The following is a 26,590-nucleotide window of genomic DNA, read 5'->3' as shown; positions in this document are numbered from 1 at the left end:
TCAGTTGTGCTTCTCGGATGAGCGCCCGTACCTACGTCGTCACCGGTGCCGCGTCCGGCATCGGCGCTGCCACCCGCACGCTGCTCGAGTCGCAGGGCCACCGGGTGATCGGCGTCGACCTGCGCGACACCGACGTCACCGCCGACCTGTCCACGCCCGAGGGCAGGCGACGGGTGATCGATGCGGTGGCCGGGCTGGCTGCTGACGGGGTGCACGGCGTCGTGCCGTGCGCGGGCATCGCCGGGCTCACCGGCGTGGACCCGGCGCTGCTGGTGTCGGTGAACTTCTTCGGCGCCGTCGAACTCGTCGAGGGCCTGCGGCCGCTGCTGGCCCGGGCCGGCTCGGCCGATGGGGGCGCCGCCGTGGTCGCGCTCAGCAGCAACTCCGTCACCGCCCAGCCCGGCTGGTCCGCCGACCTGGCCGCCGCATGCCTCGAGCGCGACGAGCCGAGGGCCCGGGCGCTCGCGGCGCAGGCCGAGGCCGTGCACGCCTATCCGGCCTCGAAGGCGGCGCTGGCCTACTGGGTGCGCCGCGAGGGGGTCAAGGAGGAGTGGGCGAGGGCCGGGATCCGGCTCAACGCGATCGCCCCTGGGCTGATCGCGACCCCGATGACCGCGCGGCTGCGCGAGGATCCGCAGTTGGGAGCCTTCGCCGATGCCTACCCCTCGGCGCTCGGTCGCCCCGGCCGCCCCGAGGAGGTCGCCGAGCTGATCGCCTTCCTGCTCTCCCCCGCCTCGGCGTTGATGGTCGGCTCGGTGGTCTTCGTCGATGGCGGCACCGACGCGCTGCTGCACCCGATGAGCCCGCAGGGCACGTGACCGTGGCGCCGCGGTCTCGTTGCACCCAGATGTGAAACGTGTTCTGGTTTGCCTCGTCGCGGCGGCCGCCGCCGTACCGGCCCTGGCCGCGGCACCCGAGGCAGCAGCCGTGCCGATCCCGCCGCTGCCGACCGACGTGCTTAGCCAGGCGTTCACCGGGCACGCGGCACGCGCACGCCCGATGCGGGTGCTGCGCAATCCGCAGAACCCGCACCTCGCGCCCAATGGCACCAACTCGATGCACAACGACGCCTATGGGACCAATGCCTACGCCGTCACCGGCCCGTTGGGCAGGAGCCTGCAGGTCCGCAGCGCGTCGTACGGCGTCTCGGAGTGCGCGACCATCGCCTTCGACTCGCGCGGCCGGATCGTCGGGCTGTGCGGCGGTCTCGACGGCTTCACGATGCGGCTGATCGACCCGACCACGCTCAGCCAGATCGCCAGCCTGCGCACGTCCAACCGTGACCTGACCTCGGTGTCGAACCCGTTCACCGACCTGTGCGGCGGTACCTACTTCTACCTCGACAACCATGACCGCGCCTACGTTCTCACCACGAAGAAGCAGATCTGGCGGATCAAGGTGACCGCGACCGGGCTGAAGCACACCGCCACCTACGACATCGCCTCCGCCCTCCCCGGCAAGGACTGCGCGATCGCGACGATGCCGGACTGGAAGGGACGGATCTTCTTCGCCAGTCAGCAGGGTCGCGTCGGGGCCGTGGATCCGCAGACCCATCGGGTGCGCACGATCCGGTTCCGCGGCCAGGGGATCTACAACTCGATCTCCGGCGACGAGACCGGCGCGATCTACGTGGTCACCGACCACCGGCTCTATTCGGTGGCCGCCGACCGGCGCGGGGCGCCGTACGTCCGCTGGTCACAGCGCTACGACCGCGGCTCCACCCAGAAGCCCGGTCAGCTCTCCCAGGGCTCGGGCACCACCCCGACGCTGATCGGCAAGCACCTGGTGGCGATCACCGACAACGCCGACCCGCGGATGCACGTGCAGTTCTACCGCCGCGACGGCCACCGGCGGCATCGGCTCGTCTGCCAGGCCGCGGTCTTCGGCAAGGGCGCCTCAGACACCGAGAACACGCTGGCCGAGGCAGGCCACGGGGTCGTCGTGGAGAACAACTACGGCTACACCGGCGTGCAGGCCACGATGCTCGGGAAGAGCACCACGCCGGGTGTCGCGCGGGTCGTCGTACGCCGGGGGCACTGCCGGGTGGCCTGGACCTCGAAGGTGACCGCCCCGACATCAGTGCCGAAGATCTCCCTGGGTGCCGGGCTCGTCTACGTCTATGCCAAGCCGGCCTCGAACCCTCTCGACGACAGCTGGTACTTCACCGCCCTCGACGTGCGCACCGGACGGACCGTGTGGCAGCAGCGCACCGGCAACGGCATCCAGTGGAACAACCACTACGCCTCGGTCTACCTGGGGCCCGACGGGGCGGCGTACATCGCCACCCTCGCCGGGCTGGTCCGGCTGGCCGACGGCTGACGCTTGGTGTGCCAAGGCGGACTTTCCCAGGTTAGGAACCCATCGGTCCGGACTGAACCCAGGAAGCGTCACGTTCACACACCGACTCTCCTGGGTGAAGGTGACGCATGGGTTCCTAACCTGGGAAAAGTCAGGTCCGCCGCGTCCCGTCCGCCGGCAGAACGCCGCTGCGCTCAGTGCTTCTTCTTGTGCTTCTTCGGCTTGGGCTTGGCGATCTTGGTGGCCTTCGAGGTCTTCTTCAGCGTGGTGTAGCCCGCCTTGGTCCGGGTCACCCGCACGCTGACCTTCGTGCCCTGGTCCTTCTTGGTCAGGGTGTATTTCGAGGCCGTAGCGCCCTTGATCGACTTGCCGTTGCGCAACCACTGGTAGGTCACGATCACGCCACTGGGCTTGGTGGTGCCGGGGCGTGCGGTGAGCTTCTTGCCCGCCTTGGCCTTGCCGCTGATGGTCGGCGTGCCACCGGTGATCGTCCCCGCAGCCACCTTGTGCGTCGCCGCGCTGGTGGCCCTGCCGGCCGCGTAGTGCGTGTCGGTCGGAGTCCCGGTGACCCTCACCGACAGCGCCTTGCCGCGGTCGGCTGCCACCGGGTGGTAGGTCGGCGAGGTTGCGTGCGCGATCGCGGCTCCGTTGCGTAGCCACTGGTAGGCGAGTGTCACGTCGGCCGGTGACCAGGTGCCACCGTGCGCTGTCAGCGTGGATGCGACCTTGGCGGTGCCGGTGATCGTCGGCGCGGCCGTGTTCGACACCGCGACCTTCGGCACCACGCCCGTCTGACCCGACGTGACGGTGGCGTCGTGGTAGCCCGGATCGGTCGCGGTGGTCACGACCTTCAGCCGCTGGCCGACGTCGTCGATGCTCACGTCGTACGTCGCACCGGTGGCATCCGCGATCGCGGTCGCCCCGCGGTACCACTGGTAGGCCAGCGACACGTCGGAGGGCGTCCACGTCAGCTTCGGAGCGCTCAGTGACGAGCCGACCTTGACGGTGCCGGTGATGGCAGTCGATCCGGAGTGGCCGAGCGTGCCCTTGGCGATGGTCACCGCTGTGGAGTCGGCGGTCCCTGTTGCATAGGACGCCTTGTTGGCGACCACTTCGAAGGTGAGCAGGTGACCGGCGTCACCGGCTGCCGGGGTGTAGCTCTTCCCGGTCCCGACCTGGCTTCCGTCCACCTTCCAGACATAGGTTCGGGTCGCGTCCGTCGGGGTCGTGGTGACCCCGCTGTCGTCGCCCGTGGCCTTCTGCCCGACCGTCGCTGCTCCGCCGCCGATCGTCGGCGTGCCCGTGACCGTCACCGCCGCGTTGTGCACCGTCGTCCCGGCCGAGGTCGCCGTGCCATCCCGGTAGCCGTCCTTGTGGGCGGTCACGGTCACCGTGATCACGTCACCGACGGAGCCCGGCTGCACCGGGTAGGTCGGCGAGTCAGCTGCGCCGACCGCGGGCTTACCGTCGCTCATCCAGGCGTAGTGGAAGCTCAGGCCGGTGGACGGGGTCCAGGTGCCGGTCGACGCGGTCAGCGTGTCGCCCGGGACGGGAGAGCCGCTGATCGTCGGTGCCGCGTTGTTGACGACCTTCGGCAGCACCACCGGTGCGGTCTGCGCACTGGAGCTGTCGGTGTCGGAATGCCCGGCACCGTGCCCGGTGACGGTCACCGAGAGCTTCGAGCCGACCTGTGCCGCCGTCGGCGTGAAGGTGCTCTCCGTGGCCCCGACGATCGGCTCGCCGTCGGCGAACCACTGGAAGGTGAACGACGTCGGCGTCGGCGTCCAGGTCCCCTTGTTCGCGGTCAGCACAGTGCCCACGACCGGACCGCCCGCCGATGCACCGCTGATCGTCACCGTGCCGGCGGCGAACTTCGGGTCACCGTAGGTGATGTTCTGGGTATTGGTGCTGTTCCGGCTGATCGCCACCGTCGCCAGGGACGCGTCGCTCGTCGAGGTGGCGCCGTTGCTGCCGGTCAGGAAGCGAGTGCCCTGGTTGCAGTCGCCGCCGTCGTCACCGGAGATCTGCAGGTCGTAGGCGCCGTTGGTCAAACCGGAGATGACGTAGCCGCCGCTGGCGTCGCTGTCGTCCGAGCCGCGGCTGACCAGGTGCCCGTCGGTGGTGTACGCCGTCACGTAGCACCCCGCCAGCGGATGGTTCTGCGGGTCGGAGATGGTGCCGGTCAGCACGAGTCCGTTGTGCAACGTGGCGCTGGTGTTCGCCACGGTCGGCGCGCCGCCGGAGGTGAGCGTGAAGGTCTTCGCGCCGCCCGGGCCGGCGCCCTCGTTGACGCCGCCGCTGAACTGCGCCTCGGGCACCGTCATCGCCGGCCCACTGAGCCGCTGGGTCGAGGAGCGGGCGAAGTCGAGGCGATAGGTGCCGTGCTCGAGCCCCATCAGCGCGTAGTAGGGATCGCTGCTGTCGACGTACTGGGTCTGCACGACCTTGCCACTGTGGGTGTCGACCGCGGAGACCGTGGTGGACCAGCCGTACTTGTCCGACGCGTCCGGCCACTTCACCGTGCCGGCGATCGCAGCGCCCTTGACCAGGCTGATGTCGAGCGTCTTGTCGGCGTTCACCGAGACGGGCGTGCCGTGGTCGAGGTCGGTTGCCAACGTCGGCGTCGCATAGACGCTGTACGGGTAGTCCCCCCCCTCGTCGGTGAGCGCCAGCACATAGGAGCCGCCGGGCAGGGCGAGGTCGTAGCTGCCGTCCGCCTCGGTGCCGGCACCGCCGAAGTAGGTCCACTGACCCCCGACCTGGGCGTACGCGTCCACCTCCACGTCCCCGAGCCCGGTGCTCGCCACGCTGTCGCGCACGGTGCCGGTCAGGTGGTGCAGCGCCTGGAGTCCGAAGTCGATGGTGGTCGGCTGTCCGGCCGTGACGCTGACGTCGGTCGCTGACTGGGGGTCGTCGTTGAGCTGCTCCTTGTAGCACTCGTTGGCCAGCCCCGTCGGGGCGGTGATGCAGACGTGATACGTCCCGGGGGGGAGACCGGTGACGCTGTAACTGTCTCCCGAGGTGACGTAGTCGTAGCCGGCAATGTCCCAGTAGCTGTAGCTGCCCGCGGTCTGCTGGGTGTAGACGTCCACTTCGAAGCCGCCGTCGACCGCGCCGGACGGGCCAGCCACTGTGCCGGACACCGAGCCCGCCTGCTTCAGCGGGACGTTGACCGTCTGGTCACCGCTCACCTGAACGGCCTGGTCGAACTGCACGTATCCGTCCGCGGTCACCAGCAGCTGGTAGCTGCCGTCCTGCACCGTCAACGTGTAGTGCCCGCTGCCGTCGGTCGTCGTCGAGGCAGCGCCGTCGAAGCAGTCGTAGTCACCGGGCTCGTCGCTGTAGGACGGGCAGAGCATCACGCTCGCGCCGCTGACTGCCCCGCCACCGGTCTTGGTGACCGTGCCGGAGACTGTGCTGCTCGGGATCGGGCTGAGCTTGATCGCGTTGGCCAGACTGACGGGCGCCGTGTTCACGGTCACCGGGGTTGCGGTGTCGCCCGAGCCGTCCTTGACGTAGTAGGCCCCGGCGTACACGCCGTTGCTGACGGCCGCCACCCGGTAGACACCCGTGGGGACGTCGAGGGAGAAGGTGCCGTCGTTGTTGGTGTAGGTGTCGGTGAAGTACTCCCAGGTGTTGTCGGGCTGCTGCCGGGTGATCTCCACGTCGATGTCGCCGATGCCCGTGGTGCCGTCGGTCTGGGTGACCTTGCCGGAGAGGGCGTACGTCGGCGCGGTGCTGAGGTCGGCGCTGATACCCGTTCGCTTCTGGTTGAGCGAGGTGAAGGTGATGTCGTCCGCACCATCCGGGGTGCCCGCCGTGCCGCTGCTCTTCCAGTACGCCGGCGCGGCGCCGTCCACCTCGAACTCGACCCGGTAGGTCCCGGCCTGCAGGCCGACGAGGGTGTAGCTGCCGCTCGCGTCGATGACCGCGTGCCGCACATATCTCCACCCGCCGGCACCATCGGACGTCAGCGCATAGACCACGCCCCCGTCGGCTGACGCACCACCGAGCGTGACCGTGCCGGAGATGGTGTCACTCGCCGGCATCTCGGCGTCGAGACCCGACTGGCCCGCGCTGGTCGCGTTGATCTCAGCCGCATCCTGCTGGTGGCTGCTCCACGTGCCGCCGGTGTACCACGTGGTCAGCAGGTGCCCGGCAGGGTCGCTGAACTTCAGCCGGTAGGCGCCCGGCGACACCGGGACGTCGAAGCTGCCCGTCGCCGTCGTGGTCGAGCGTCCGGCGCTCTGCCAGGAGAACTTGCCGAACCGGTCGGCGTGCTTGCGCTGCACGGTGACGGTGATGTTCGCAGCCGCGGCGCTGGCGGCACCGCCGGTGACCGTGCCGGTCAACTGGTACGGCGTGCTCAGGCTGATGCTCACGGTCTTCGTCCCGCCCGCCGGCACGCCGGTGACGTCCCCGCCCGCCATCACGGTGCGGGCGGCGGGATAGAACTGCTGCTGCGATCGCCAGGTGGCGCCCACCCGATAGGTCCCGGCGGGGTCGAGGCCAGCCACGACGTAGGCTCCGCTCGCGTCGGTGGTGGCCGAACCCACCCGCGACCACCCGTCCCGATTGGCGCGGTCGGGCGCATAGACCCGCACGATGGCGCCGGGGATCGCGTTCGTGCCCGCCTTCACGGTGCCCCCGATCGAGCCGGTCTGGGTCAGCGTCACCGTGTCGAGGCTGTCGTGGCCACCGGCCAGGACCGGGACAGGGTCGGCCTGTCGCTCGGTGCGTCCGTTCTTGTAGTACTGCGAGACGTAGCCGTCCGCGCTGAACCGCAGGGTGTAGCTGCCCGCCTCGACGCCGATCCGGTAGATCCCGCTGGCGTTGGTGCGCACACTCTCGCAGTCGTTCGCACCGCAGGCGCCCACCCGTGCGCCGGCCAGCGGCTGGCCGCCGGCGCCGTCGAGCGTTCCGCTGAGCACTCCGTGGGCGGCCATGGTGAAGTCGACGGTCATCGGCGCGTTCGCGACGGTCACGGACTGGTCGTCCTGGGTGTAGTCGACGAGATACGTCGTGCCGGTGTAGCTGCCCGGGGCCACCCACGCCACGTACTTGCCCACTGCGTTGGTCCGGGCGGAGAAGTCGGTGCCGTTGTCGTAGAAGTCGACGTTCACGTCCTCCAGGGGCTGGCCGTCCTGGTCGGTGACGGTGCCGGTGACCTTGGTCAACGCGGAAAGGCTGCCGTCGATGCCGGCGACGGCTCCGCCGTCGGCCACCGTGACGTCGGTGCCGTGGTCGGCCTGGTCGTCCGATGCGCCGTAGAACCGCGCCTCGACCCGCCGGTCCGCGGTCGATCCCTGGCCGCCGAACTCGACCCGCACGTCGCCCTTGGGAAGAGCCAGGGTGTAGGCACCACTCGCACCGGTAGAGGTGTGCGCGCCGCCCTCCCAGTAGTCGTCGTCGGCGTTGTAGCGGTAAGCCGTCACGGTGATGCCGGAGAGCGGCGTGCTGGACTGGTCGGTCACCGTGCCGGACACGGTGCCTCCCGGAAGCTGCACGTCGATGCCGGACGCGACGGAGGCGGCGTCGGTGATCGTCACCGGGGTCGCAGTGGCCTTGGTGGACCCGCCGTACCAGGTCGTCGGGAAGCCGGCGCTGGCACCGTAGTCCTCGGGGGTGAACTCGACCTTGTAGCTACCGTCGCCCACATCGAGGCTGTACCGTCCGTGGCCGCCGGTGGTGGCTTCGCCGGCCCAGTTGCCGTCGGCGTCGTAGGCCGTGACGTCGACGTCTCCGAGCCCGACGCCACCGGGGCCGGTCACCTTGCCGTTGATGGTGTAGCTCTGTTGCTGGTCGGAGAACTGGATGTTCTTGCCGGTCAGGTGCTGGCCGGCGGACAGGCTGATCGGCGTGCCGTTGTTGAACTGTTGGTCGTCGTAGCCGTCCGCCTGCGCGTCGAGGACGGTCGCACCAGGCGGCGCGTAGATCGTGTAGCTGCCGTCGTCGGCCGTGGTGGTCTGCGCGACGCTGGAGCCACCCTGCGCGGCGGACACGCTGGCACCGTCGACCGGGGAGCCGCCGGAATCGGTCACGGTGCCGCTGACCGACGGCGGGTTGACGCTGATGTTCTTGCCGGTCAGGTTGGGGCCGCCCTGCGCGATGGTGAGGTCCGCGGCCGAGCCGATGTCGTAGACCGAGCTGCTGGCCCCGGCGCACACCATCGGGATCGGGGCCGTGCCAGCGCTGCCGTGGTTGCCACCGCCGTCGACACAGACGCGGTAGACGCCCGGCGACAAGTCTCCGACCGCGTAGTCGCCGCTGTCCACGCTGGCATCCCAGCTCACCTGGTTCCAGTCGCCTGAGTCGTTCTTCTGGTAGGCCACGACCTCGACCTGGTCGGAGGTGATCCTCGCCGGCAGGCCCACGTGTCCCGAGATGGAGTAGCCGCGGGTCAGGTTCGCGGTGACGTCCGCCGTGGTGCTCGAGGTCAGGTCGATCGGGTCGGCGCTGTCCAGGCTCGTCTTGGCGTTGTAGTACCAGGGCTCGAAGCCCTGCTGGTCCACGCCGACCTTGAACGAGTCGGCCGAGAGCCGGTTGAAGGTGAACATCCCCTGGCTGTCGGTGCTGCCGTAGTCGATGCCGTTGCCGCCGTAGTACAGGGTCACCGGCGCGCCTTCGGCGGGCAGTCCGTTGGGCTTGTTCACCGAGACCGTGATCGTGCGGCCGGTGCCGGTGCTCGCCTGCGCCACGCCCTGCATCGGCGCAAGCACCAGCGCGGCGGCAAGTGCGACGAGGCCGAGGACCCGACGCCGGGAGCGGCGCGACGAACCGTGAGCGACAACGTGACTGGATCGACTCATCACGAGCCTCCTGGATGCGCATCAGGACAATCGAGGTGACCACACCCGAGAACCCGGCCGAGGGGAAGCATGGACCCAGCGGCCCGACCTTGTTCACGAAATCCGACAATTCGTCCAGGTTTGCGCGGAAGATGTCTGCGCGGCCGGATCTCGCCGGCGGCAGGGTCGGTTTTCGAGTCCGAGGAGTCCCTCGAATGGTCACCGCGCGGACGCGTCGCAACTCCCCGATGCGCGGCGGTCGTCGTCCCGGCGTCGACCGGCACGCCCGGACCGCGATCTGGCTCGCATCTCTGTCCACCCTGGTGTGGATCCCAGGCGGGTTCTCCCGGTTCGTCTTCGCCAAGCTGCTGGTGCTGACGATCGCGTGCGCCTTCGGCGCGCTGGCTCCTCGCACCGGGCGGCTGCCGCGGCAGATCACCTGGACGCTGGTCGCCGGCGCGGCGCTGTTCACCCTGGCCGCGCTGCTGGGCAGCACACCACTGCCCTCTCTCGTCGGTCGCTGGCCGCGATACGAGGGTCTGCCCATGCTCGGCCTGTACGCCGCAGCAGCGTGGCTCGGGGCCCGCGTGGGCCGGCACGGCACCCGAGCCGGGGTGGAGCTGGAGCGCGCGCTGTGCTGGACCGCATGGTTGCTGTTCGCGTTCTCCGCGCTCGACGCAATCGGCATCAGCCCCCTGGGGCAGTCCAGCAACGGGGTCCGCAGCGGGTCGGTGCTCGGCAACGCCACCGACCAGGGCGTGGTCGCGATGCTGACGATCCTGGTGCTCGCCCCGGTGGCGCTGGAGTCCCTGGACCGCGCCCAGCTGACCGCCGTCGCTGCCTCGATCGGGACGCTGGCGATCTCCGCCAGCCGGATGCCGATGCTGGTGACCGTGCTCGGCCTGGTCGCGATCGCGCTGGGTCGCGACCGGCGCCTGGTCAGACCGGTGCTCGGCGCGATCGGCGTACTCGTGGTCGCCGTGCTCGCCGTACCGGAGTCACGGGACCGGCTGCTGTCGGGGGCGACCGTGTCCGGCCGGTGGCTGCAGTGGAAGCTGACCCTCGGGATGGTCGGCGACCATCCGCTGCTGGGGCTGGGACCGAGCAGGTACGTCGACGCGTTCGGCCGGCACGAGACCCACCAGTGGGTGCGCTTCACCGGCATCCACACCTACGCCGACTCGCCCCACGACGTGGTGCTGCAGGTCTGGCTCGCCGGCGGCATCCCACTGCTGCTGGCGGCGTGCGTGCTGGCGTTCTGGGTGGCGCGCATCGGCTACCACGCGGCGCGGCAGAGTGCGCTCGGCCTCGGCCTCTTCGTCGCGGTCACCGGCTATGCGGTGGTGATGCTCGCGAACTTCACCATCGCCTGCTCGACGTGCCTGGCCGCGTACCTGGCCGGCTGCCTGCTGGCCGAGGCGCCGCCGCCTGTGCCGGATCCCAAGGAGCGGAAGCCGAGGCCGGTCACCGCGTTCACCGAGCCCGGCTGGTATCGCCCGGTTGCAGTCGGCGTCGCGAGCCTCGCCTCGGTCGCGCTGCTGCTCGGCTGCGTCTCGGAGATCGCTCTGCAACGGGGCATGGTCGCGGCCGGGCGCGGCGACCTGACCACGGCACGACACGACTTCGCCACCGCCCGGGCACTGCGACCACTGGACTCCGACGTGTCCATGCTCGAGGCCCAGACCCTGGCCGCGCTGGCCAACCGGGGCGATCGGGCCGCCGCCGACCTGACCGCGGCGATCGCGCGGCAGAGCCTGCGCCGTACGCCGACGACGTATGCCTCGCTGCTCGCGCTCGGCACCGCCCGGCTCACCCAGAACCGGCCGGCCGACGCACTCACGATCTTCACCCGGCTGACCGACGCCTACCCGATGCGCCCGGACGCCTTCGTGCAGCGGGGGATCGCGAAGTACGGCACCGGTGACACCACGGGCGCCAGAGCGGACCTCGAGCGCGCGCGCTGGATCGCGCCGAGGTACCGACTGGCCAAGGAGGTGCTGCGTCGGCTCAGAACAGCAGCGCCCGCGCCGGGTCAGCCATGATGCCGGCGACGTCGGCGAGGAACCGCGAGCCCAGTTGACCGTCGATGTGACGGTGGTCGAAGGACAGCGCGAGGGTGCACACGTCGCGGATCTCGATCCGCTCCTCGGCGCCCCCCGATCGCGCTGAGCCTGTCGAAGGGACCACCCACGGCTGACGCTTCGTCGCGCCGAAGCACAGGATCGCGGACTCGCCGGGGTTGATGATCGGGGTGCCGCCGTCGACCCCGAACGGCCCGACGTTGGTGATCGTGAAGGTGCCACCCGACATCTCCGCGGGCTGGGTGCGGCCGGCGCGCGCGGTCTCGACGAGCTCGCCGAGCGCGGCGGCCAGCTCGACCAGCGACATCGCGTCGGCGTCCTTGATGTTGGGCACGACAAGCCCGCGCGGGGTGGCGGCGGCGATGCCCAGGTTCACGTATCCCTTGTAGACGACCTCCTGGGCCGCCTCATCCCACCACGAGTTGATCTCGGGGGTGCGTCGCATCGCCAGGATGCAGGCCCGGGCCAGCACCAGCAGCGGCGTCACCTTCAGATCGCCGAGCTCGCGGCGCGCCTTCAGCCGCTCGACGAGCTCCATCGTCGGGGTGACGTCGACGGTGATCCACTCGGTCACGTGCGGTGCACTGAACGCCGAGTCGACCATCGCCTGGCCCATCATCTTGCGGACGCCCTTGATCGGCTCACGGGTCTCGCGGGCGCCGGACATCGCAGCCACGCCCCGGCGGCCGAGGTCGGCGTACTGCGCGGGCATGGCCTGACGCGTGTCCCCGCCGGCTGCGGACTGCACGTCCTCGCGGCTGATCACGCCGTCGGGTCCGGAGGGGGTCACCGTGGTCAGGTCGACGCCGAGGTCCTTGGCCAGCTTGCGCACCGGTGGCTTGGCCAGGGTCCGCGGACCGGTCGACGTGGGCGCTTCGCCCGTGGCCGGCACCCCCTCCCCCACGCGCAGGTCCACCCCACCCTGGGCGACGGCGTCGTCGGTCAGCGCCTCGACGATGCCGGCGACCTTGTCGTGCTGGTGCGGGGCACCAGCGTTGAACACATCCTGGACGTCTGCGCGGGCCGTGTGCCGGCCCGCGGCCTCCGCCGCGGTATGCCGTCGAGTCCGCCGCACGGCAGCGCGGTCGGCCTTCATCCGGCCGACCAGGCTCTCGCCCTCGGCGCTGCCGCTGGCCGCAGGATTGGACAGGTCGATGTCCGAGTGGTCCCCTCGAGCGGGGGCAGGCGCCGCGGTGGGCGCCTCCCCCGCGGCGCCGACCGAGATGATCGGGGTACCGACCTCGACGGTCTGTCCCTCCTCGACGAGCAGCGCGAGCACGGTGCCGGCGTACGGCGACGGCAGCTCGACCAGCGACTTGGCGGTCTCGATCTCGACGACGATGTCGTTGACCTTGATCTCGTCGCCGACCTTGACCTTCCAGGACACGATCTCGGCCTCGGTCAGGCCCTCACCGACGTCGGGGAGCAGATAGTCAGCCATGGGTGTCAGAACTCCATCGTCCGGTCGACGGCATCGAGAACGCGGTCCAGGTCGGGCAGGAAGTCCTCCTCGACCCGCGAGGCGGGGTACGGGGTGTCGAAGCCGCCCACCCGCAGCACCGGCGCCTCCAAGGAGTAGAAGCAGCGCTCGGTGATCCGGGACGCGAGCTCAGCGCCCATGCCGAGGTTGGTGTGCGCCTCGTGCACCACCACGGCGCGGCCGGTGGACTGCACCGACTCGTAGACCGGTCCCATGTCCAGCGGCGAGAGGGTGCGCAGGTCGATGACCTCGAGGGACACCCCGTCACTCGACGCGGCCTCGGCGGCCTTCATCGCGGTCTTCACGGTCGGCCCGTAGGCGAGCACGGTCACGTCGGTGCCGCGCCGGACCACCCGCGAGGTGAACAGCGGCTCAGGCGTCAGGGAGTCGTCGAGATCGGCCTTGTCGGCGTGGTACTGGCGCTTGGGCTCGAGGAAGATCACCGGGTCGTCGCACGCGATCGCCTGCTGGATCATCCAGTAGCCGTCGACCGGGTTGGAGCAGGCCACCACCTTGAGCCCGGGGGTGTGGGCGAACTGTGCCTCGGGGGACTCCGAGTGGTGCTCGACGGCCCCGATGCCGCCGCCGAACGGGATCCGGATCACCATCGGCAGCGGGGTGCGGCCCTTGGATCGGTAGTGCATCTTCGCGACCTGGCAGACGATCTGGTCGTAGGCGGGGTAGACGAAGCCGTCGAACTGGATCTCCACCACGGGCCGGTAGCCGCGCAGCGCCAGCCCGACGGCGGTGCCGACGATGCCGGACTCGGCCAGCGGCGAGTCGATGACCCGGTCCTCGCCGAAGTCCTTCTGCAGCCCGTCGGTGATCCGGAAGACACCGCCCAGGGTGCCGACGTCCTCGCCCATCAGCAGGACCTTGGGGTCGTCCTCCATCGCCTTGCGCAGGCCCGCGTTGAGCCCCTTGGCCAGCGTGATCCGCTGAACCGAGCCGGTCGACGTCCTCTGCGTGCTCATGCCCGTGCCCCCTCGCTGGTGCTGAGCCCCGTCGATGTAAAGCTCTCCAGGTAGGACGCGAAGCCGTCCCGCTGCTCGATCAGCTCGGGTGGCATCTCGGCGTACACGTGGTCGAAGATCGACAGCGGCTCCGGGTCCGGCAGCGCCTTGCAGCCCTCGCGGAGGTGCTCGCCGAGGTCATCGGCCTCGGCCTGGACGGCATCGAAGAAGTCCGCGTCGGCCATCCCGTTGCGGGTCAGGTAGACCCGCACCCGCTCGATCGGGTCCTTCAGCTTCCAACTCTCGACGTCCGCGGAGAGCCGGTAGCGAGTCGGGTCGTCGGTGGTGGTGTGCGCGCCCATCCGGTAGGTGTAGGCCTCCACGAACGTCGGCCCACTGCCCTCGCGGGCCCGCTGCAGCGCCGCCTGGGTGACGGCGTACGTCGCCAGGACGTCGTTGCCGTCGACCCGCACTCCGGGGAACCCGAAGCCGAGCGCACGCTGGTACAGCGGGATCCGGCTCTGCCGCTCGATCGGCTCGGAGATCGCCCACTGGTTGTTCTGGCAGAAGAACACCACCGGCGCGTTGTAGGAGGCCGCGAAGATGAACGCCTCGTTGACGTCACCCTGGCTGGAGGCGCCGTCGCCGAAGTGCGCGATCACGGCGGTGTCGCGGTCGGGGTCGCCGGTGCCCACGGCGCCGTCGCGCTGCACGCCCATGGCATAGCCGGTCGCGTGCAGGGTCTGTGCGCCGATCACGATCGTGTAGAGCCCGAAGTTGAAGTCGTGCGGGTCCCACGACCCGTGGTCGACGCCGCGGAACAGACCGAGCAGCTTCAGCGGATCGATGCCCTTGCAGTAGGCGACGCCGTGCTCCCGGTAGGTCGGGAAGACGTAGTCCTGCGGCCGCAGTGCCCGCCCGGCGCCGATCTGGGCGGCCTCCTGGCCGAGCAGCTGGGCCCAGATGCCGAGTTCGCCGTGACGCTGCAGGGCGGTGGCCTCGACGTCGATCCGCCGGGTCATCACCATGTCGTGGTAGAAGCCACGGATCTGCTCGGCGGTGAAGTCGAGGTCGAACTCCCGATGGTGGACCCGCTCCCCCTCCGGGGTGAGCAACTGGATCAGCTCGGGGCCACGGTCGGCCTGCGCGGGGCCGAAGACCTCAGCGAGGTCGGGGCCGAAGTCGGGCATGGACTTCTCCTGTCGTCCGGGTCGGGCGACGGGGTCGCCGTCGTTCCGAGCCAAGCGTGCACGGTTTGCGATCGGGCCGATTGTGACGGCCACCACAGCTGTCCTCACGGTAGCCGAGAGCGCCCCAGCCACACCAATCGCCCGGTCCTCGAGGGCGGATCAGAGGCGGTCACGGCCGTGCGGAGTGCGCCACCAGTCCTCCAGGGGACCGCGCGGGACGATGCCGCTGGGGTTCACGTCGGTGTGCACGACGTAGTAGTGCCGCTTGATCTGGGCGAAGTCGATGGTGTCCCCGAAGCCGGGGGTCTGGTAGACGTCGCGCGCGTAGGCCCCGAGCACCGGCATCTCGCTGAGCTTGTTGCGGTTGCACTTGAAGTGCCCGTGGTACACGGCGTCGAAGCGGGCGAGCGTGGTGAACAGGCGTACGTCGGCCTCGGTGATCGACCCGCCCATCAGGTACCGCCGGTCGGCGAGCCGCTCCTCGAGCCAGTCCAGCGCGGTGAACAGTCGCTGGTAGGCCTCGTCGTACGCCTCCTGGGAGCCGGCGAAGCCACAGCGGTAGACGCCGTTGTTCACCTCGGTGAACACCCGCTGCATCACCTGCTCCATCTCCTCGCGGCAGTCGTCGGGCCACAGGTCGGGGGCATCCGGCCGGTGGAAGTCCCGCCACTCGAAGAACAGATCCTGGGTGATCTGCGCGAAGTCGTTGGTGACCACCGCCTTCGAGGGCACGTCGACCATCGCCGGCACGGTGATTCCGCGCGGGTAGTCGGGGAAGCGGGCGAAGTACGCCTGCTGCAGCCGCTCGTAGCCGAGGACCGGGTCGACGCCGCCGGGGTCGAGGTCGAAGGTCCAGGACCGGACGTCGTGGGTGGGACCGCACAGGCCCATCGAGAGCACGTCTTGCAGCCCGAGCAGGTCCCGGACGATGATCGCGCGGTTCGCCCACGGACACGCGCGGGCCGCGACCAGCCGGTACCGGCCGGGCTGCACCGGCCACTGCGTCGAGTCCCGGGTGATCCGGTCGGGGATGTAGTTCATGTCGCGGTCGAACGCGCTGTCCTGCTCCACATAGCTCGGACTCATGCCTCCAGCATGGGGGACCGCTGGTCGCCGGTTCGACCGATCCCCGTGTCGAAGGGTCACCTGCCGTCATGCCGCCGGCCGCACGGATCGTCGCCGGCTGAAGCGGAGCCCGCCGTCGGGCACGTGTTGCAGCGCATAGGTGGGATCGTGCGCCCGGTGGTGGTGCCAGCTGCAGAGCGAGCCGTCGACCAGGTGCATCAACCGCAGCCGCATCTCGGCGAGCTGCGCACCCGCCCTGGTCAGCTGCGCGACGCCGTCGGCCACGTCCGCACCATCAGCGGTCTCTACTCCAGTCACCACCAGCTCGTCGATCGCCTCGGCCAGCTCCGTGAGCGCAGCGCCCACCCGAAGGAGTCCGGGATCTGGGGCGGCGCGCATGGCGCATGCATGTCGTACATACATTCGAATACGCGCGCCTGTTGTCGAACTTGGGCGCCGGAGGACTGGATCAGGGCGCCGCCTCGCGCAGCCCACGAGCGCGCGATCGGTCCGCCCTGGTGGGCAAATCAGTGGGCCGCAGGCCGCGGCACGGAGCACACTGCGGGGGTGCACATGACCCCTCCCCGACCGGCTGCCGCGCCGGCCCTCGTCGCTGCCGCGCTGCTGGTCGTGTACGTCGTCTGGGGCTCGACCTACCTGGCCATCCGGGTGACGGTCGAGCAGGCGCCGCCGCTGTTGGGGATGGGGTTCCGGTACGCCACCGCCGGGCTGCTGCTGGGTGGCCTGCTGGCGCTGCGAGGTGGGGTACGCCGGCTCCGGGTGAGTCGACGGGAGCTGGCCGGCTGCGCGCTGGTCGGGCTGATGCTCCCCGTGCTCGGCAACGGGGTGGTCGCGCTCGGCGAGAGCCGCGGCACCCCCTCAGGCGTGGCGGCGCTGCTGGTGGCACTGACCCCGCTGATGATCACCATCTATCGGCGGCTGGGCGGCGACCACCCGCAGCGCTGGACCCTCGTCGGCGTGGGCCTGGGCTTCCTCGGGGTGCTCTGGCTGGTGCTGGCCGGCAACGACCAGTCGACCGGACACATCCCGCTCGGCTCGAGCCTGATCGTGCTGTTCGCCAGCGCCTGCTGGGGCTTCGGGTCGTGGATCCAGCCGAGGCTGGCGCTGCCGCGGGACGCCTTCGTGATGACCGTCCACGAGATGTGGACCGGCGGGCTGGTGCTGCTGGTGCTCGGGTTCGCGGGCGGGGAGCGCATGGACCTGAGCAGCTACACCGGTCGGACCTGGCTGGCCTGGGCCTACCTGGTGGTGTTCGGCTCGATGGTGGCCTTCACGGCGTACGTCTGGCTGCTCGCGAACGCACCGATCTCACTGGTGGCGACCTACGCCTACGTGAACCCGGTGGTCGCGGTCTTCCTCGGCGCGCTGGTGCTCAGCGAGCCGGTGACGCACGCGGTGCTGTTCGGTGGGGCGGTGATCGTCGCCGGGGTGGTGATCGTGATCTCGGTGGAGCGACCGCGGCGGGTCGGCGTCAAGGAGAAGGCGGGGATCACCTGATCCGGCGTACCCGCTCGATCAGCGCCATCGCGTCGTGGGGCGCATAGCCCTTGGCGTCGTTGTCGAAGTAGACGAACACGTCCTGGCCGGCGTCCGCCCAGGCCCGGCACTTCGCGGCCCACCCGTCGAGCGCGGCCGCGTCGTACCCGCTGGTGTAGAGCTCGGCGTCGCCGTGGAGCCGCAGGTAGCGGAAGTCCGCGGTGTCCTCCTCGACCTTGGGCCACCGACCGGCGGTGTCGGCCAGCACGCACGCGATCCCGTGCTCGCGCAACAGTGCGGTGGCCTCCGGGGTGGCGAAGGTCGCGCTCCGGAACTCCAGCGCGTGTCGGAGTGGCCGGTCGTCCTCGGCCGTCGTCAGGGCCCGGTTGTCGAGGCGGTGGTCGTGGCGCCCGGCCAGCGCCGCCGCCTCGCCGGTGCTGCGCGGCAGGAGGGCGAAGAACGCAGCCAACCGGTCCGCGTCGAAGGTGAGGACCTCCGGCAGCTGCCACAGCACCGGGCCGAGCTTCGGCCCGAGGGCGAGCACGCCCGAGGCGAAGAAGTTCGCGAGCGGGGTCTCGACGTCGACCAGCTTCTTCAGGTGGGTGATGAACCGACCACCCTTGACCGCGAAGACGAAGTCCGACGGCGTCTCCGCGCGCCAGGCGGCGTACGACGACGGCAGCTGCAGGGAGTAGAACGAGCCGTTGATCTCGATGGAGGTCAGGTGCTCGGCGGCGTAGGCGAGCTCCTGGCGCTGCACCAGCCCCGACGGGTAGAAGTCCCCACGCCAGCCGGCGTACCGCCAGCCGGAGATCCCGATCCGGACCTCGGCCACCTCAGCCCCGGAACGCCGCCGCGACCTTCAGCAGCACGTCGTTGGCGGACGGCTCCCCGATCGAGACCCGGACACCCTCGCCGGCGAACGGGCGGACCATGATCCCGGCCTCCTCCGCGGCGGCGGTGAAGTCGGCCGTACGGTGCGCGAGACCGAACCAGACGAAGTTGCCCTGGGCATCGGGAAGGTCCCAGCCCTGTTCGCGTAGCCCCGCGACCACCCGGTCCCGTTCGGCGACGATGCCCGCCACCCGCGCCATCAGCTCGTCCTCGTGCTCCAGGCTGGCGATCGCGGTCGCCTGGGCGACCGAGGACACTCCGAACGGCAGCGCGCACGCACGGACGGCGGCGGCCACCGGCTCGGTGGCCACGACGTACCCGACCCTGAGGCCGGCCAGCCCGTAGGCCTTGGCGAACGTGCGCATCACGACGACGTTGGCGTGCTGACGCTGCAGGTCGAGGCCGTCGACACGGTCGGCCATCCGGACGAACTCCAGGTAGGCCTCATCGACAACCACGAGCACGTGCGGCGGGACCTGCTCGAGGAAGGCGACCAGCTCGGTGTGGGTCGCTGCCGGGCCGGTCGGGTTGTTCGGCGTGCAGACGATCACGGCGCGGGTCCGGTCGGTGATCGCCGCGGCCATCGCGGGCAGGTCGTGGCGGCCGTCCGCGGTGACCGGCACCTGGACCGACATCGCACCGGTCACCGACACCGCGATGGGATAGGCCTCGAACGAGCGCCACGCGTAGACGACCTCGTCGCCGGGGTCGCAGAACGCCTGCAGCAGGTGGTAGAGCACCGCCACCGACCCCGTCCCCGCGGCGAGGTGCTCCGCCGGGACGCCGAGTCTGCGGGAGAGGGCGGCGTAGAGCGCGGTGCAGCCCATGTCCGGGTAGCGGTTCATCGCCGCCGCCGCGTCGGCCGCGGCCCGCACCACAGCAGGCAACGGCGGGTGCGGGTTCTCATTCGAGCTGAGCTTGTACGTCGTCAGGCCGGGCCGCGGGGTGGGCGGCCGGCCCGGGACGTACGCCGGCAGTGCGGTGATCACCGAGCGCGGCTGGGGTCCCTCATCGGTCATAGGCCCACCCTGCCACGTCGTGGTCCCGAGCCAGCCTCACCGGCTCAGGGCAGCAGGACCCGACCCGCGTCGGCAGTGACCAGGTCGCGGCCGAGACGGATGTCCAGGGGGTTGGTCAGACAGCGCACCGAGCCACCGCCCTTGAGGTACTCACCGGTGTCGACGACGACGATCTCGAAGCCCCACTCCTCCAACTGGGTCCGGACCCGCGCCGGACAGGCCGGCATCACGACCGTCCGGCCAACCACGACCGCATTCGCGCAGAACGTCATCGCCTCGTCCTCGGTGAGCACCAGCGGCTCCGGGACCCGGTCCAGCAGCGCCGCGGCCGAGGCGTCGTCGTACGCCGCCGGGCAGACCATCGCATGCTGATCGTCGAGGGGCAGGAACGACAGGTCCATGTGGTACATGCCCGGGTGGGTGATCCGGAAGCCGCGGACCGTGACACCGAGATCGGTCGCCAGGTGCTTGAGCGCGAGCTCCTCGGTGCGCGGCCCGAACCCGACGAGCAGGTCACCGCGCCACGGAAAGGCGTCGCCGGCCTCGAAGTGGGCGCCGACGCCGTCCCGCCCGGTCCGCCAGCGGGCCCGACCATGGCGCTGCGCCCAGGACTCCACCTCGACCGTCTCCATCCGTCGCTCGTCATAGCGCATGTGGCTGAGCACCACCCCCGGGCCCGAGTCGCTGTCCAGGAAGAGGCCGAGGTTCATCGCGTAGACCATGTCCGGCGCGTCCGCCCGTTGGTCGAGGGTCTCCACCGTGCCGCCAGCGGACTCGATCGCGTCCCGGATCGCCTCGAACTGGCGCCAGGTGCGACCTGGCTCGGGCTGGTCCTCGAGGTGCATGAAGGGGTTGATCGCATAGTCGACGCGGAAGTGCGCAGGGGGCACCATCAGGTAGCGCCGGCCCCAGGCCAGGCTGCTGTCCCGCGGAGTCAGGTCACTCATCGTCGCCTCCTTCGAGAGCTGCCGCGGATCGATTGACCGCAGACATCGTCCGATTGCCCGATTGTCGGACAATGTCAGTATGCGGCGGCGGAGTCGCCGGATGCAACTGGTTGTCGGACAATCAGTGCTGATGACCTTCGAGACGCTCAGCATCGAACCGGCCACGACGATGGACCGGGTCACCGACGAGCTGCGACGCGCGCTGTTCGCCGGCGAGCTCGACCCGGGCACCCCGCTGCGGGAGGTCGCCCTCGCGGAGTCGCTCAACGTCGCCCGGTCCACGGTCCGCGAGGCGCTCGGCGCGCTGGTCGCCGAGGGCCTGGCCGACCGGGTCCCGCACAAGGGGACCGTCGTCCGCGAGCTCGACCGTGCCGCGATCGTCGACGTCTGCCGCGCCCGGCTGGTCCTCGAGTCCGCCGGGGTGCGCAGTTGGGTCGACGCCCCAGCCGAGGCCCGCGACGCGGTGCGCGCCGCGCTCGCGGAGTTCGCACGGTTGGCCGCGGCGCAGCCGGGCACCTCGCGGGACCGCAGCGAGCCCACCCTCGCCGAGCTGACCGCGGCCCACCTGGCCATCCACCGCGGCATCGTCGCGCTCACCGGGTCCGAGCGGCTGCTCGCCACCGCCGACTCCCTCTACGCCGAGATCCGGCTCGCGCTGGCCAACGTGGACCGGATCCGTCGCAACGCCGCGGAGCAGGTGACCAGCCACACCCGGCTGGTGGAGCTGCTCGAGGCCGAGGACACCGACGCGACGCTGGCGGAGCTCACCGATCACCTCGCCGGCGCGCAACGCTCGATGCTGGAGACGCTGGGCCAGGACGACAGCCAGAACGACGGCCCGGAATAGCGACCCGCCTCGTGCGTGCCGGTCTATAGGGTTCGGCCCATGAAGCTGCTGCTCTGGCTGACCGCCAATGCGCTCGCGCTGTTGGTGGCGATCTGGCTGTTCGAGGGGATCACCCTGACCGCCGACACCCGCGCCGACCGGATCATCCAGCTGGTCCTCACCGGCGCCATCTTCGGCGCGATCAACTCCCTGGTGAAGCCGGTGCTGAAGTTCTTGTCGTTCCCGTTCATCATCCTCACCCTCGGGCTGTTCCTCGTCGTGATCAACGCGCTGCTCCTGCTGCTGACCAGCCGGATCGCGCACACCCTCGACCTCGGGTTCCACGTGGACGGCTTCTGGGTCGCGGTGTGGGGCTCGATCGTGATCTCGCTCGCGGGCATGGTCATCGAGGCCGTCCTCCCCGATCGCGACTGATGCTGCCGCCGCCCCGGGCAACGCCGTACCGGATCGCCACGGTCTGCCTGGGCAACATCTGCCGCTCCCCCATCGCCGCCGTCGTACTGGCAAAGCGGATCGCCGACGCCGGGCTCGCCGACCCTTCGACAGGCTCAGGACAGCGCCCTTCGACAGGCTCAGGAGGACCCCTCGTCGAGGTGACCAGCGCCGGTACGGGCGACTGGCACGTCGGAGAGCCGATGGACCCCCGCGCCGCAGCAGTCCTGACCGCCGCGGGTCTGGACCCGAGCGCCCACCGGGCCCGGCAGTTCGGGACGGACTGGCTCGACCGCGATCTGCTGCTGGCGATGGACGCGCAGAACCTGTCTGACGTGCTCGCGCTGACCCCGCCGGCGGACCGGGACCGGGTCCGGATGTTCCGCAGCTTCGATCCCGAAGGCGGGCCGGACGCCGAGGTCCCCGATCCCTGGTACGGCGGACCGGACGGCTTCGACCTGGTGCTGGCCATGGTCGAGCGCACCTGCCGGGTTCTCGTGGCGGAGCTCGACGCCCTCCTGCGACCGTCGAGCGCCGGCTGACCCCCCGAGGCCCCGCTCGAGGTCTGGCCAAGGGCGGCCGCAGCCGGTAGGCATGGTGCATGGCGCGGATGCGAACGATCGCCGACCGGGCCGAGCAGGTGCTCGGCATGGCGGTCGTCGCCACCACTCCGGTCGCCGGCGGCGACATCTGCACCGCGACCCGACTCCGGCTGAGCGACGGATCGTCGGTGCTGATGAAGACCCGGCCCCACGCACCGGCCGGGTTCTTCGCCGCGGAGGCGCGCGGGCTGCGCTGGCTGGCCGAACCTGCCGCGACCGCGATCGCCGAGGTGGTAGCCGTCGAGGAGGACTGCATCCTGCTGCGCTGGGTCGAGCCGAGCCGGCCCAGCGCCGAGCAGGCGGCGGAGCTCGGTCGCGGGCTGGCCCGGCTGCACGCCAGCGGGGCCGAGCAGCTCGGTGCCGAGGCCGACGGCTTCATCGGCACGCTGCCGATGAAGAACGGGCACAAGACCGGGGCGGGTTGGCCGGAGTTCTACGCGACCCGACGGGTGCTGCCCTACCTCAAGCTGGCGGCGGACCGCGGCCACCTCCGACCGGACGACCTGACGGCGGTCGAGTCCGTCGTGCGGCGGATCACCGAACTGGCCGGTCCCGAGGAGCCGCCGGCACGACTGCACGGCGATCTCTGGTCGGGCAACGTGCTGTGGAGCGCGGAGGCCGGGCCGGTGCTGATCGACCCGGCCGCGTACGGCGGGCACCGGGAGACCGACCTCGCCATGCTCGCGATGTTCGGCATCCCCCATCTGCCCCGCGTGCTCGCCGCCTATCAGGAGGTGCACCCGCTGGCCGAGGGCTGGGAGGAGCGCCAGCCGCTTCACCAGCTCTTCCCCCTTCTGGTGCATGCCTGCCTGTTCGGCGGCAACTACGGCACCCTCGCCGGCGACGCCGCCCGACGACTGCTGGGCTGAGCAACGCGGTCGGCACGGACGAGCCGGACCAGAAGCAGACCGGACCAGAAGCAGACCGAAGAGTGACGAACGCTCAGCGACGTCTCAGCACGAGATGGCAGGCTTGGCACCAATGAGTACCACCGCCGAGCCCAAGCCCAGGGTGCTGATCGTCGAGGACGACCGCGCCGTACGCGACTCCCTGCGCAGGTCGCTGGAGTTCAACGGCTACTCCGTCGAGCTCGCCACGGACGGCGCCGAGGCGCTGGCGGGCATCGGGCAACTCAAGCCCGACGCCATCATCATGGACGTGATGATGCCCCGGCTCGACGGCATCGAGACGACGCGCGCGCTGCGGTCGGTGGGCAACAGCGTGCCGATCCTCGTGCTCACCGCACGCGACGCCGTGGGCGATCGCGTCGAGGGCCTCGACGCCGGCGCCGACGACTACCTGGCCAAACCGTTCGCGCTCGACGAGCTGTTGGCGCGGCTGCGCGCGCTGCTCCGCCGGACCGCGCCGAGCGATGACGACTCGGCCGACGAGCGCCTCGAGTACGCCGACCTCAGCATGGACCTGGCCACCCGCGAGGTACGACGGGGCACCCGGCTCATCGAGCTGACCCGCACCGAGTTCAACCTGCTCGAACTGTTCCTGCGCCGCCCGCGCCGGGTGCTCGAGCGCTCCTTCATCCTCGAGGAGGTCTGGGGCTTCGACTTCCCCACCACCGCCAACAGCCTCGAGGTGTACGTCGGCTACCTGCGCCGCAAGACCGAGGCCGACGGCGAGCCCCGGCTGCTGCACACCGTGCGCGGGGTCGGCTACGTGCTCCGCGACAGCGCCTGAGGGCGAGGCGATGGCGTCGTACTGGGCCGGCTTGCACTACCGGCGCTCGCTGGCCAGCCGGGTGATCGCGCTGACCACGATGGCCGTCGGGCTGGCGGTCACCGTGGTGGCGCTCGCGGCGTACTTCACCGTGCGCACTCAGACCCTGTCGACCCTCGACGACTCGCTGCTCGAGCGGGCGACCGCGGCGGTGCAGGGCCAGGCGCTGGAGGGGCTCTCCGCCCAGGTGCCGTCGTGGATGCTCGGCGCCGCGGACGTCAAGATCCAGTTCCTCAACCCGGGGTCGGCACGTCCGGTCCGGAGCCTGGACACCGCGGAGCCGATCGGGATCGGCCCTCCGGAGGTGGCGGTCGCCCTGGGACACAGCCGGTCGTCGACCCGCACCGTGTGGGCCCAGGGCAAGCACTGGCGCGTGGTCGCGGTGCCCTCCGGCCACGACCAGGCATTGGTGCTCGCCCAGTCCCTGGAGCCCACCGACCGGATGCTCGACCGGCTGGGGCTGGTGCTGCTGCTGTTCGGCCTCGCGGGTGTGATCGTGGCCGGTATGGCGGGCTGGACCGTCGCGCGCAACGGCCTGCGACCGGTCCGCCGGCTGACCTCCGTGGTCGAGGACATCGCCCGCACCGAGCGACTCGATCCGATCCCGGTGGAGGGAAGCGACGAGATCGCCCGGCTGTCCACCGCGTTCAACCGGATGCTGGTCGCGCTGTCCACCTCACGCACCCGGCAGCGGGAGCTGGTCGCCGATGCCGGGCACGAGCTGCGCACCCCGCTCACCAGCCTGCGCACCAATCTGGATCTGCTCGTGCAGTCCGAGGGCACCCTGCCGGCCGGTCAGCGCCGCGAGCTGCTGGACGACGTCCGCGCCCAGATCGGCGAGATGACCAATCTGATCGGGGACCTGACCGAGCTCGCCCGCGACGAGCCCGGGGCCCCGTCCTTGGAGACCGTCGAGCTCGCCTCGATCGTGAACCAGGCAGTCGCCCGGGTACGCCGTCGGGCGACCTCGCTCACCTTCGACGTCCGCACCGAGCCGTGGTGGCTGACCGGCGACGCGGCCAGCCTCGAGCGGGCGATCACCAACCTCCTCGACAATGCGGCGAAGTGGAGCCCCGAGGGCGGCACCGTGCGCGTGCACCTCGACGAGGGCACCCTGATGGTGGCGGATGGCGGCCCGGGCATCCCGGGCCCGGACCTGCCCCGGGTGTTCGACCGGTTCTACCGCTCGTCCTCGGCGCGCAGCATGCCCGGCTCCGGGCTGGGCCTGGCCATCGTCCGGACCGTGGCCGAGCGACACGGTGGCGTGGTCCGCGCGGGGACAGGACCGGACGGCGGCGCGGGGTTCTGGTTCTGGGTCCCGGGCCAGTCGGCGCCGCTCGACGAGGAATGAACGGTCCCGAATCTGCTTCGGCCTATGTCCTTGGCAGGGTCGTAGCGGACTCCAAGGTCTCTCTCAGGCTCGCTGGGCAAGGTGGAGGACATGAACGACCAGCCCGAACGACCGACCGGTGACAGTGTCCCCTCACCCCAGCCGTCGGACTCGCAGGACTGGTCGTCCACAGCGCCGACCCCGGCCGAGCACACCAGGCCCTTGCCGCCCTTTCAACAGCCGGCACCCGAACGCGCGACCGCACCCGCGCGACGCGGGGTCGTGACGGCGGGGTTACTGGTAGGTGCCCTCCTGGTGGGAGGAGCGGCCGGGGTCGGTGGCGCTGCGTGGTACGACGCGTGGCAGGGCGATGACAACAGCTCTGTCAGCGCGTCGTCCCCCGCCTCGGGCAATGTGGTCAGCGCGACTGACGACACCGCGAAGGCGGGCAGTGTCGAGCAGGTGGCCGCCAAGGTGCTGCCGTCGGTGGTGAAGATCAACGTCACCGGGCAGAACGAGGCCGGCTCCGGTTCGGGGATCATCCTGAAGCCGGACGGCACGATCTTGACCAACAACCATGTCGTCGCGGTCGCCGGCAACAACGGCTCGATCACCGTCAACTTCAACGACGGCAGCACCCACCGGGCCAAGGTGGTCGGCACCGACCCGGTCACCGACATCGCGGTGATCAAGGCTGAGAACGTCTCCGACCTGACACCGGCGACCATCGGCCACTCGGGCAACCTCAAGGTCGGCCAGCCGGTCGTCGCAGTCGGCTCGCCCTTCGGGCTGAACTCGACCGTCACGTCCGGGATCGTCAGCGCGCTCAACCGCCCCGTCTCGGTGCAGACCAGCGACCCCCAGCAGCAGACGAACCCGTTCAGCCCCTTCGGGGCACCGCAGTCACCCGGCTCCGACCAGAGCACGACGTACCCCGCCATCCAGACCGACGCCGCGATCAACCCGGGCAACTCCGGCGGGCCGCTGGTCGACATGGCCGGCCGGGTCGTCGGGATCGACTCCGCGATCCGTACGTCGGGCACCTCCGCGTCCGGTGAGGGCGGCTCGATCGGCCTCGGATTCGCGATCCCGATCGACGAGGTGCTGCCGATCGTCAACCAGATCATGAACCACCAGACCCCGACCCATGCCCGACTCGGCGTGAGCGTCTCCGACCTCACCGGGCGAGCACTCCAGCAGGGCGCGAAGATCCACACCGTCGACCCGAACGGGGCGGCCTCCGGGGTCGGGCTGAAGGCCGGCGATGTGATCACCAAGGTCGACAACACGATGATCGACGGGGCCGACTCGCTGGTCGCCACGATCCGCGGCCACCGCCCCGGCGACAACGTCAAGATCACCTACATCCGCGGCGGCAGCTCGAGGACGGTCTCGGTCACCCTGGGCAGCGACCAGGCGACCAAGTCCAGCTGACC

Annotated in this window: 20 protein-coding genes; 11 read left to right on the top strand and 9 right to left on the bottom strand. The window is 70.6% G+C overall.

Annotation, left to right across the window (positions count from 1 at the left end):
- Positions 1–17 precede the first annotated feature (17 nt).
- Both Q9R13_RS14745 and Q9R13_RS14740 read left to right on the top strand, forming a co-directional pair.
- Positions 18–818, top strand: a complete 801-nt coding sequence (locus Q9R13_RS14745) for an SDR family oxidoreductase (RefSeq protein ID WP_310961927.1) — start codon at positions 18–20, stop codon at positions 816–818.
- Between the two features lie 31 nt (positions 819–849).
- Positions 850–2,319: a PQQ-binding-like beta-propeller repeat protein gene (locus tag Q9R13_RS14740; RefSeq protein WP_310961926.1), complete on the top strand. Its 1,470-nt coding sequence runs from the start codon at positions 850–852 to the stop codon at positions 2,317–2,319.
- A 173-nt stretch (positions 2,320–2,492) separates the two neighbouring features.
- On the opposite strand, the gene Q9R13_RS14735 is transcribed toward Q9R13_RS14740, so the two are convergent.
- A complete protein-coding gene (locus tag Q9R13_RS14735; RefSeq protein ID WP_310961925.1) occupies positions 2,493–9,107 on the bottom strand; it encodes a carboxypeptidase regulatory-like domain-containing protein in 6,615 nt (2,204 codons plus the stop codon).
- A gap of 194 nt (positions 9,108–9,301) precedes the next feature.
- Between Q9R13_RS14735 and Q9R13_RS14730 the strand changes: the two genes are divergently transcribed.
- On the top strand, positions 9,302–11,128 hold the full coding sequence (locus Q9R13_RS14730; RefSeq protein ID WP_310961924.1) for an O-antigen ligase family protein: 1,827 nt from the start codon (positions 9,302–9,304) through the stop codon (positions 11,126–11,128).
- Here the strand turns inward: Q9R13_RS14730 and Q9R13_RS14725 are convergent.
- The 5 genes from Q9R13_RS14725 to Q9R13_RS14705 all read right to left on the bottom strand — a co-directional run bounded on the left by Q9R13_RS14725 (position 11,094) and on the right by Q9R13_RS14705 (position 16,254).
- On the bottom strand, positions 11,094–12,608 hold the full coding sequence (locus Q9R13_RS14725) for a dihydrolipoamide acetyltransferase family protein (protein WP_310961923.1): 1,515 nt from the start codon (positions 12,606–12,608) through the stop codon (positions 11,094–11,096). The two genes, Q9R13_RS14730 and Q9R13_RS14725, sit on opposite strands and share 35 nt — an antisense overlap.
- 5 nt (positions 12,609–12,613) lie before the next feature.
- Positions 12,614–13,621, bottom strand: coding sequence for an alpha-ketoacid dehydrogenase subunit beta (locus tag Q9R13_RS14720; RefSeq protein WP_310961922.1), 1,008 nt, complete (start codon positions 13,619–13,621; stop codon positions 12,614–12,616).
- On the bottom strand, positions 13,618–14,790 hold the full coding sequence (gene pdhA, locus Q9R13_RS14715; protein ID WP_310961921.1) for a pyruvate dehydrogenase (acetyl-transferring) E1 component subunit alpha: 1,173 nt from the start codon (positions 14,788–14,790) through the stop codon (positions 13,618–13,620). Before pdhA ends, Q9R13_RS14720 begins: the two co-directional genes overlap by 4 nt.
- Positions 14,791–14,949: 159 nt before the next feature.
- Positions 14,950–15,876 carry a glutathione S-transferase family protein gene (locus Q9R13_RS14710; protein ID WP_310961920.1) on the bottom strand — a complete coding sequence of 309 codons (927 nt, stop codon included), beginning with the start codon at positions 15,874–15,876 and terminating at the stop codon, positions 14,950–14,952.
- Positions 15,877–15,942: 66 nt separating this feature from the next.
- The gene (locus Q9R13_RS14705) at positions 15,943–16,254 is read right to left on the bottom strand and encodes a hypothetical protein (protein WP_310961919.1); all 312 of its coding nucleotides are present in this window, start codon (positions 16,252–16,254) and stop codon (positions 15,943–15,945) included.
- 174 nt (positions 16,255–16,428) lie between these two features.
- Here Q9R13_RS14705 and Q9R13_RS14700 point away from each other — a divergent pair, with 174 nt between their 5' ends.
- A complete protein-coding gene (locus tag Q9R13_RS14700) occupies positions 16,429–17,373 on the top strand; it encodes an EamA family transporter (RefSeq protein WP_310965100.1) in 945 nt (314 codons plus the stop codon).
- On the opposite strand, the gene Q9R13_RS14695 is transcribed toward Q9R13_RS14700, so the two are convergent.
- The 3 genes from Q9R13_RS14695 to Q9R13_RS14685 are packed head-to-tail and all read right to left on the bottom strand — an operon-like array spanning position 17,366 to position 20,212.
- A complete protein-coding gene (locus Q9R13_RS14695; RefSeq protein WP_310961918.1) occupies positions 17,366–18,187 on the bottom strand; it encodes a DUF72 domain-containing protein in 822 nt (273 codons plus the stop codon). The genes Q9R13_RS14700 and Q9R13_RS14695 overlap by 8 nt on opposite strands.
- Before the next feature lies 1 nt (position 18,188).
- Positions 18,189–19,265: a histidinol-phosphate transaminase gene (gene hisC / locus Q9R13_RS14690; RefSeq protein WP_310961917.1), complete on the bottom strand. Its 1,077-nt coding sequence runs from the start codon at positions 19,263–19,265 to the stop codon at positions 18,189–18,191.
- 44 nt (positions 19,266–19,309) lie between these two features.
- Positions 19,310–20,212: a dimethylarginine dimethylaminohydrolase family protein gene (locus Q9R13_RS14685; protein ID WP_310961916.1), complete on the bottom strand. Its 903-nt coding sequence runs from the start codon at positions 20,210–20,212 to the stop codon at positions 19,310–19,312.
- A gap of 130 nt (positions 20,213–20,342) precedes the next feature.
- On the opposite strand from Q9R13_RS14685, the gene Q9R13_RS14680 reads away from it, so the two are divergent.
- The 7 genes from Q9R13_RS14680 (at position 20,343) to Q9R13_RS14650 (ending at position 26,588) form a co-directional block, all read left to right on the top strand.
- On the top strand, positions 20,343–21,059 hold the full coding sequence (locus Q9R13_RS14680; RefSeq protein WP_310961915.1) for a GntR family transcriptional regulator: 717 nt from the start codon (positions 20,343–20,345) through the stop codon (positions 21,057–21,059).
- 39 nt (positions 21,060–21,098) lie between these two features.
- Positions 21,099–21,473 carry a phage holin family protein gene (locus tag Q9R13_RS14675; protein WP_310961914.1) on the top strand — a complete coding sequence of 125 codons (375 nt, stop codon included), beginning with the start codon at positions 21,099–21,101 and terminating at the stop codon, positions 21,471–21,473.
- Positions 21,473–22,033 carry a low molecular weight protein-tyrosine-phosphatase gene (locus Q9R13_RS14670; RefSeq protein WP_310961913.1) on the top strand — a complete coding sequence of 187 codons (561 nt, stop codon included), beginning with the start codon at positions 21,473–21,475 and terminating at the stop codon, positions 22,031–22,033. The genes Q9R13_RS14675 and Q9R13_RS14670 overlap by 1 nt, the downstream gene beginning before the upstream one ends.
- A 59-nt stretch (positions 22,034–22,092) precedes the next feature.
- Entirely contained in the window at positions 22,093–22,962 is an 870-nt protein-coding gene (locus tag Q9R13_RS14665) for a fructosamine kinase family protein (RefSeq protein ID WP_310961912.1), read from the top strand.
- A 112-nt stretch (positions 22,963–23,074) separates the two neighbouring features.
- Positions 23,075–23,785 carry a response regulator transcription factor gene (locus Q9R13_RS14660; protein ID WP_310961911.1) on the top strand — a complete coding sequence of 237 codons (711 nt, stop codon included), beginning with the start codon at positions 23,075–23,077 and terminating at the stop codon, positions 23,783–23,785.
- Between the two features lie 10 nt (positions 23,786–23,795).
- Complete coding sequence (locus Q9R13_RS14655; protein ID WP_310961910.1) at positions 23,796–25,175, top strand: HAMP domain-containing sensor histidine kinase; 1,380 nt, start codon at positions 23,796–23,798, stop codon at positions 25,173–25,175.
- A 294-nt stretch (positions 25,176–25,469) separates the two neighbouring features.
- Positions 25,470–26,588: a S1C family serine protease gene (locus Q9R13_RS14650; RefSeq protein WP_310961909.1), complete on the top strand. Its 1,119-nt coding sequence runs from the start codon at positions 25,470–25,472 to the stop codon at positions 26,586–26,588.
- Positions 26,589–26,590: the final 2 nt, after the last annotated feature.

The sequence above is a fragment of the Nocardioides marmorisolisilvae genome, from assembly GCF_031656915.1.
GTDB classification, from domain to species: domain Bacteria; phylum Actinomycetota; class Actinomycetes; order Propionibacteriales; family Nocardioidaceae; genus Marmoricola; species Marmoricola terrisoli.
The sequence above is the reverse complement of the archived record's forward strand: the minus strand, read 5'-3'. Positions and strand labels throughout refer to the sequence as shown.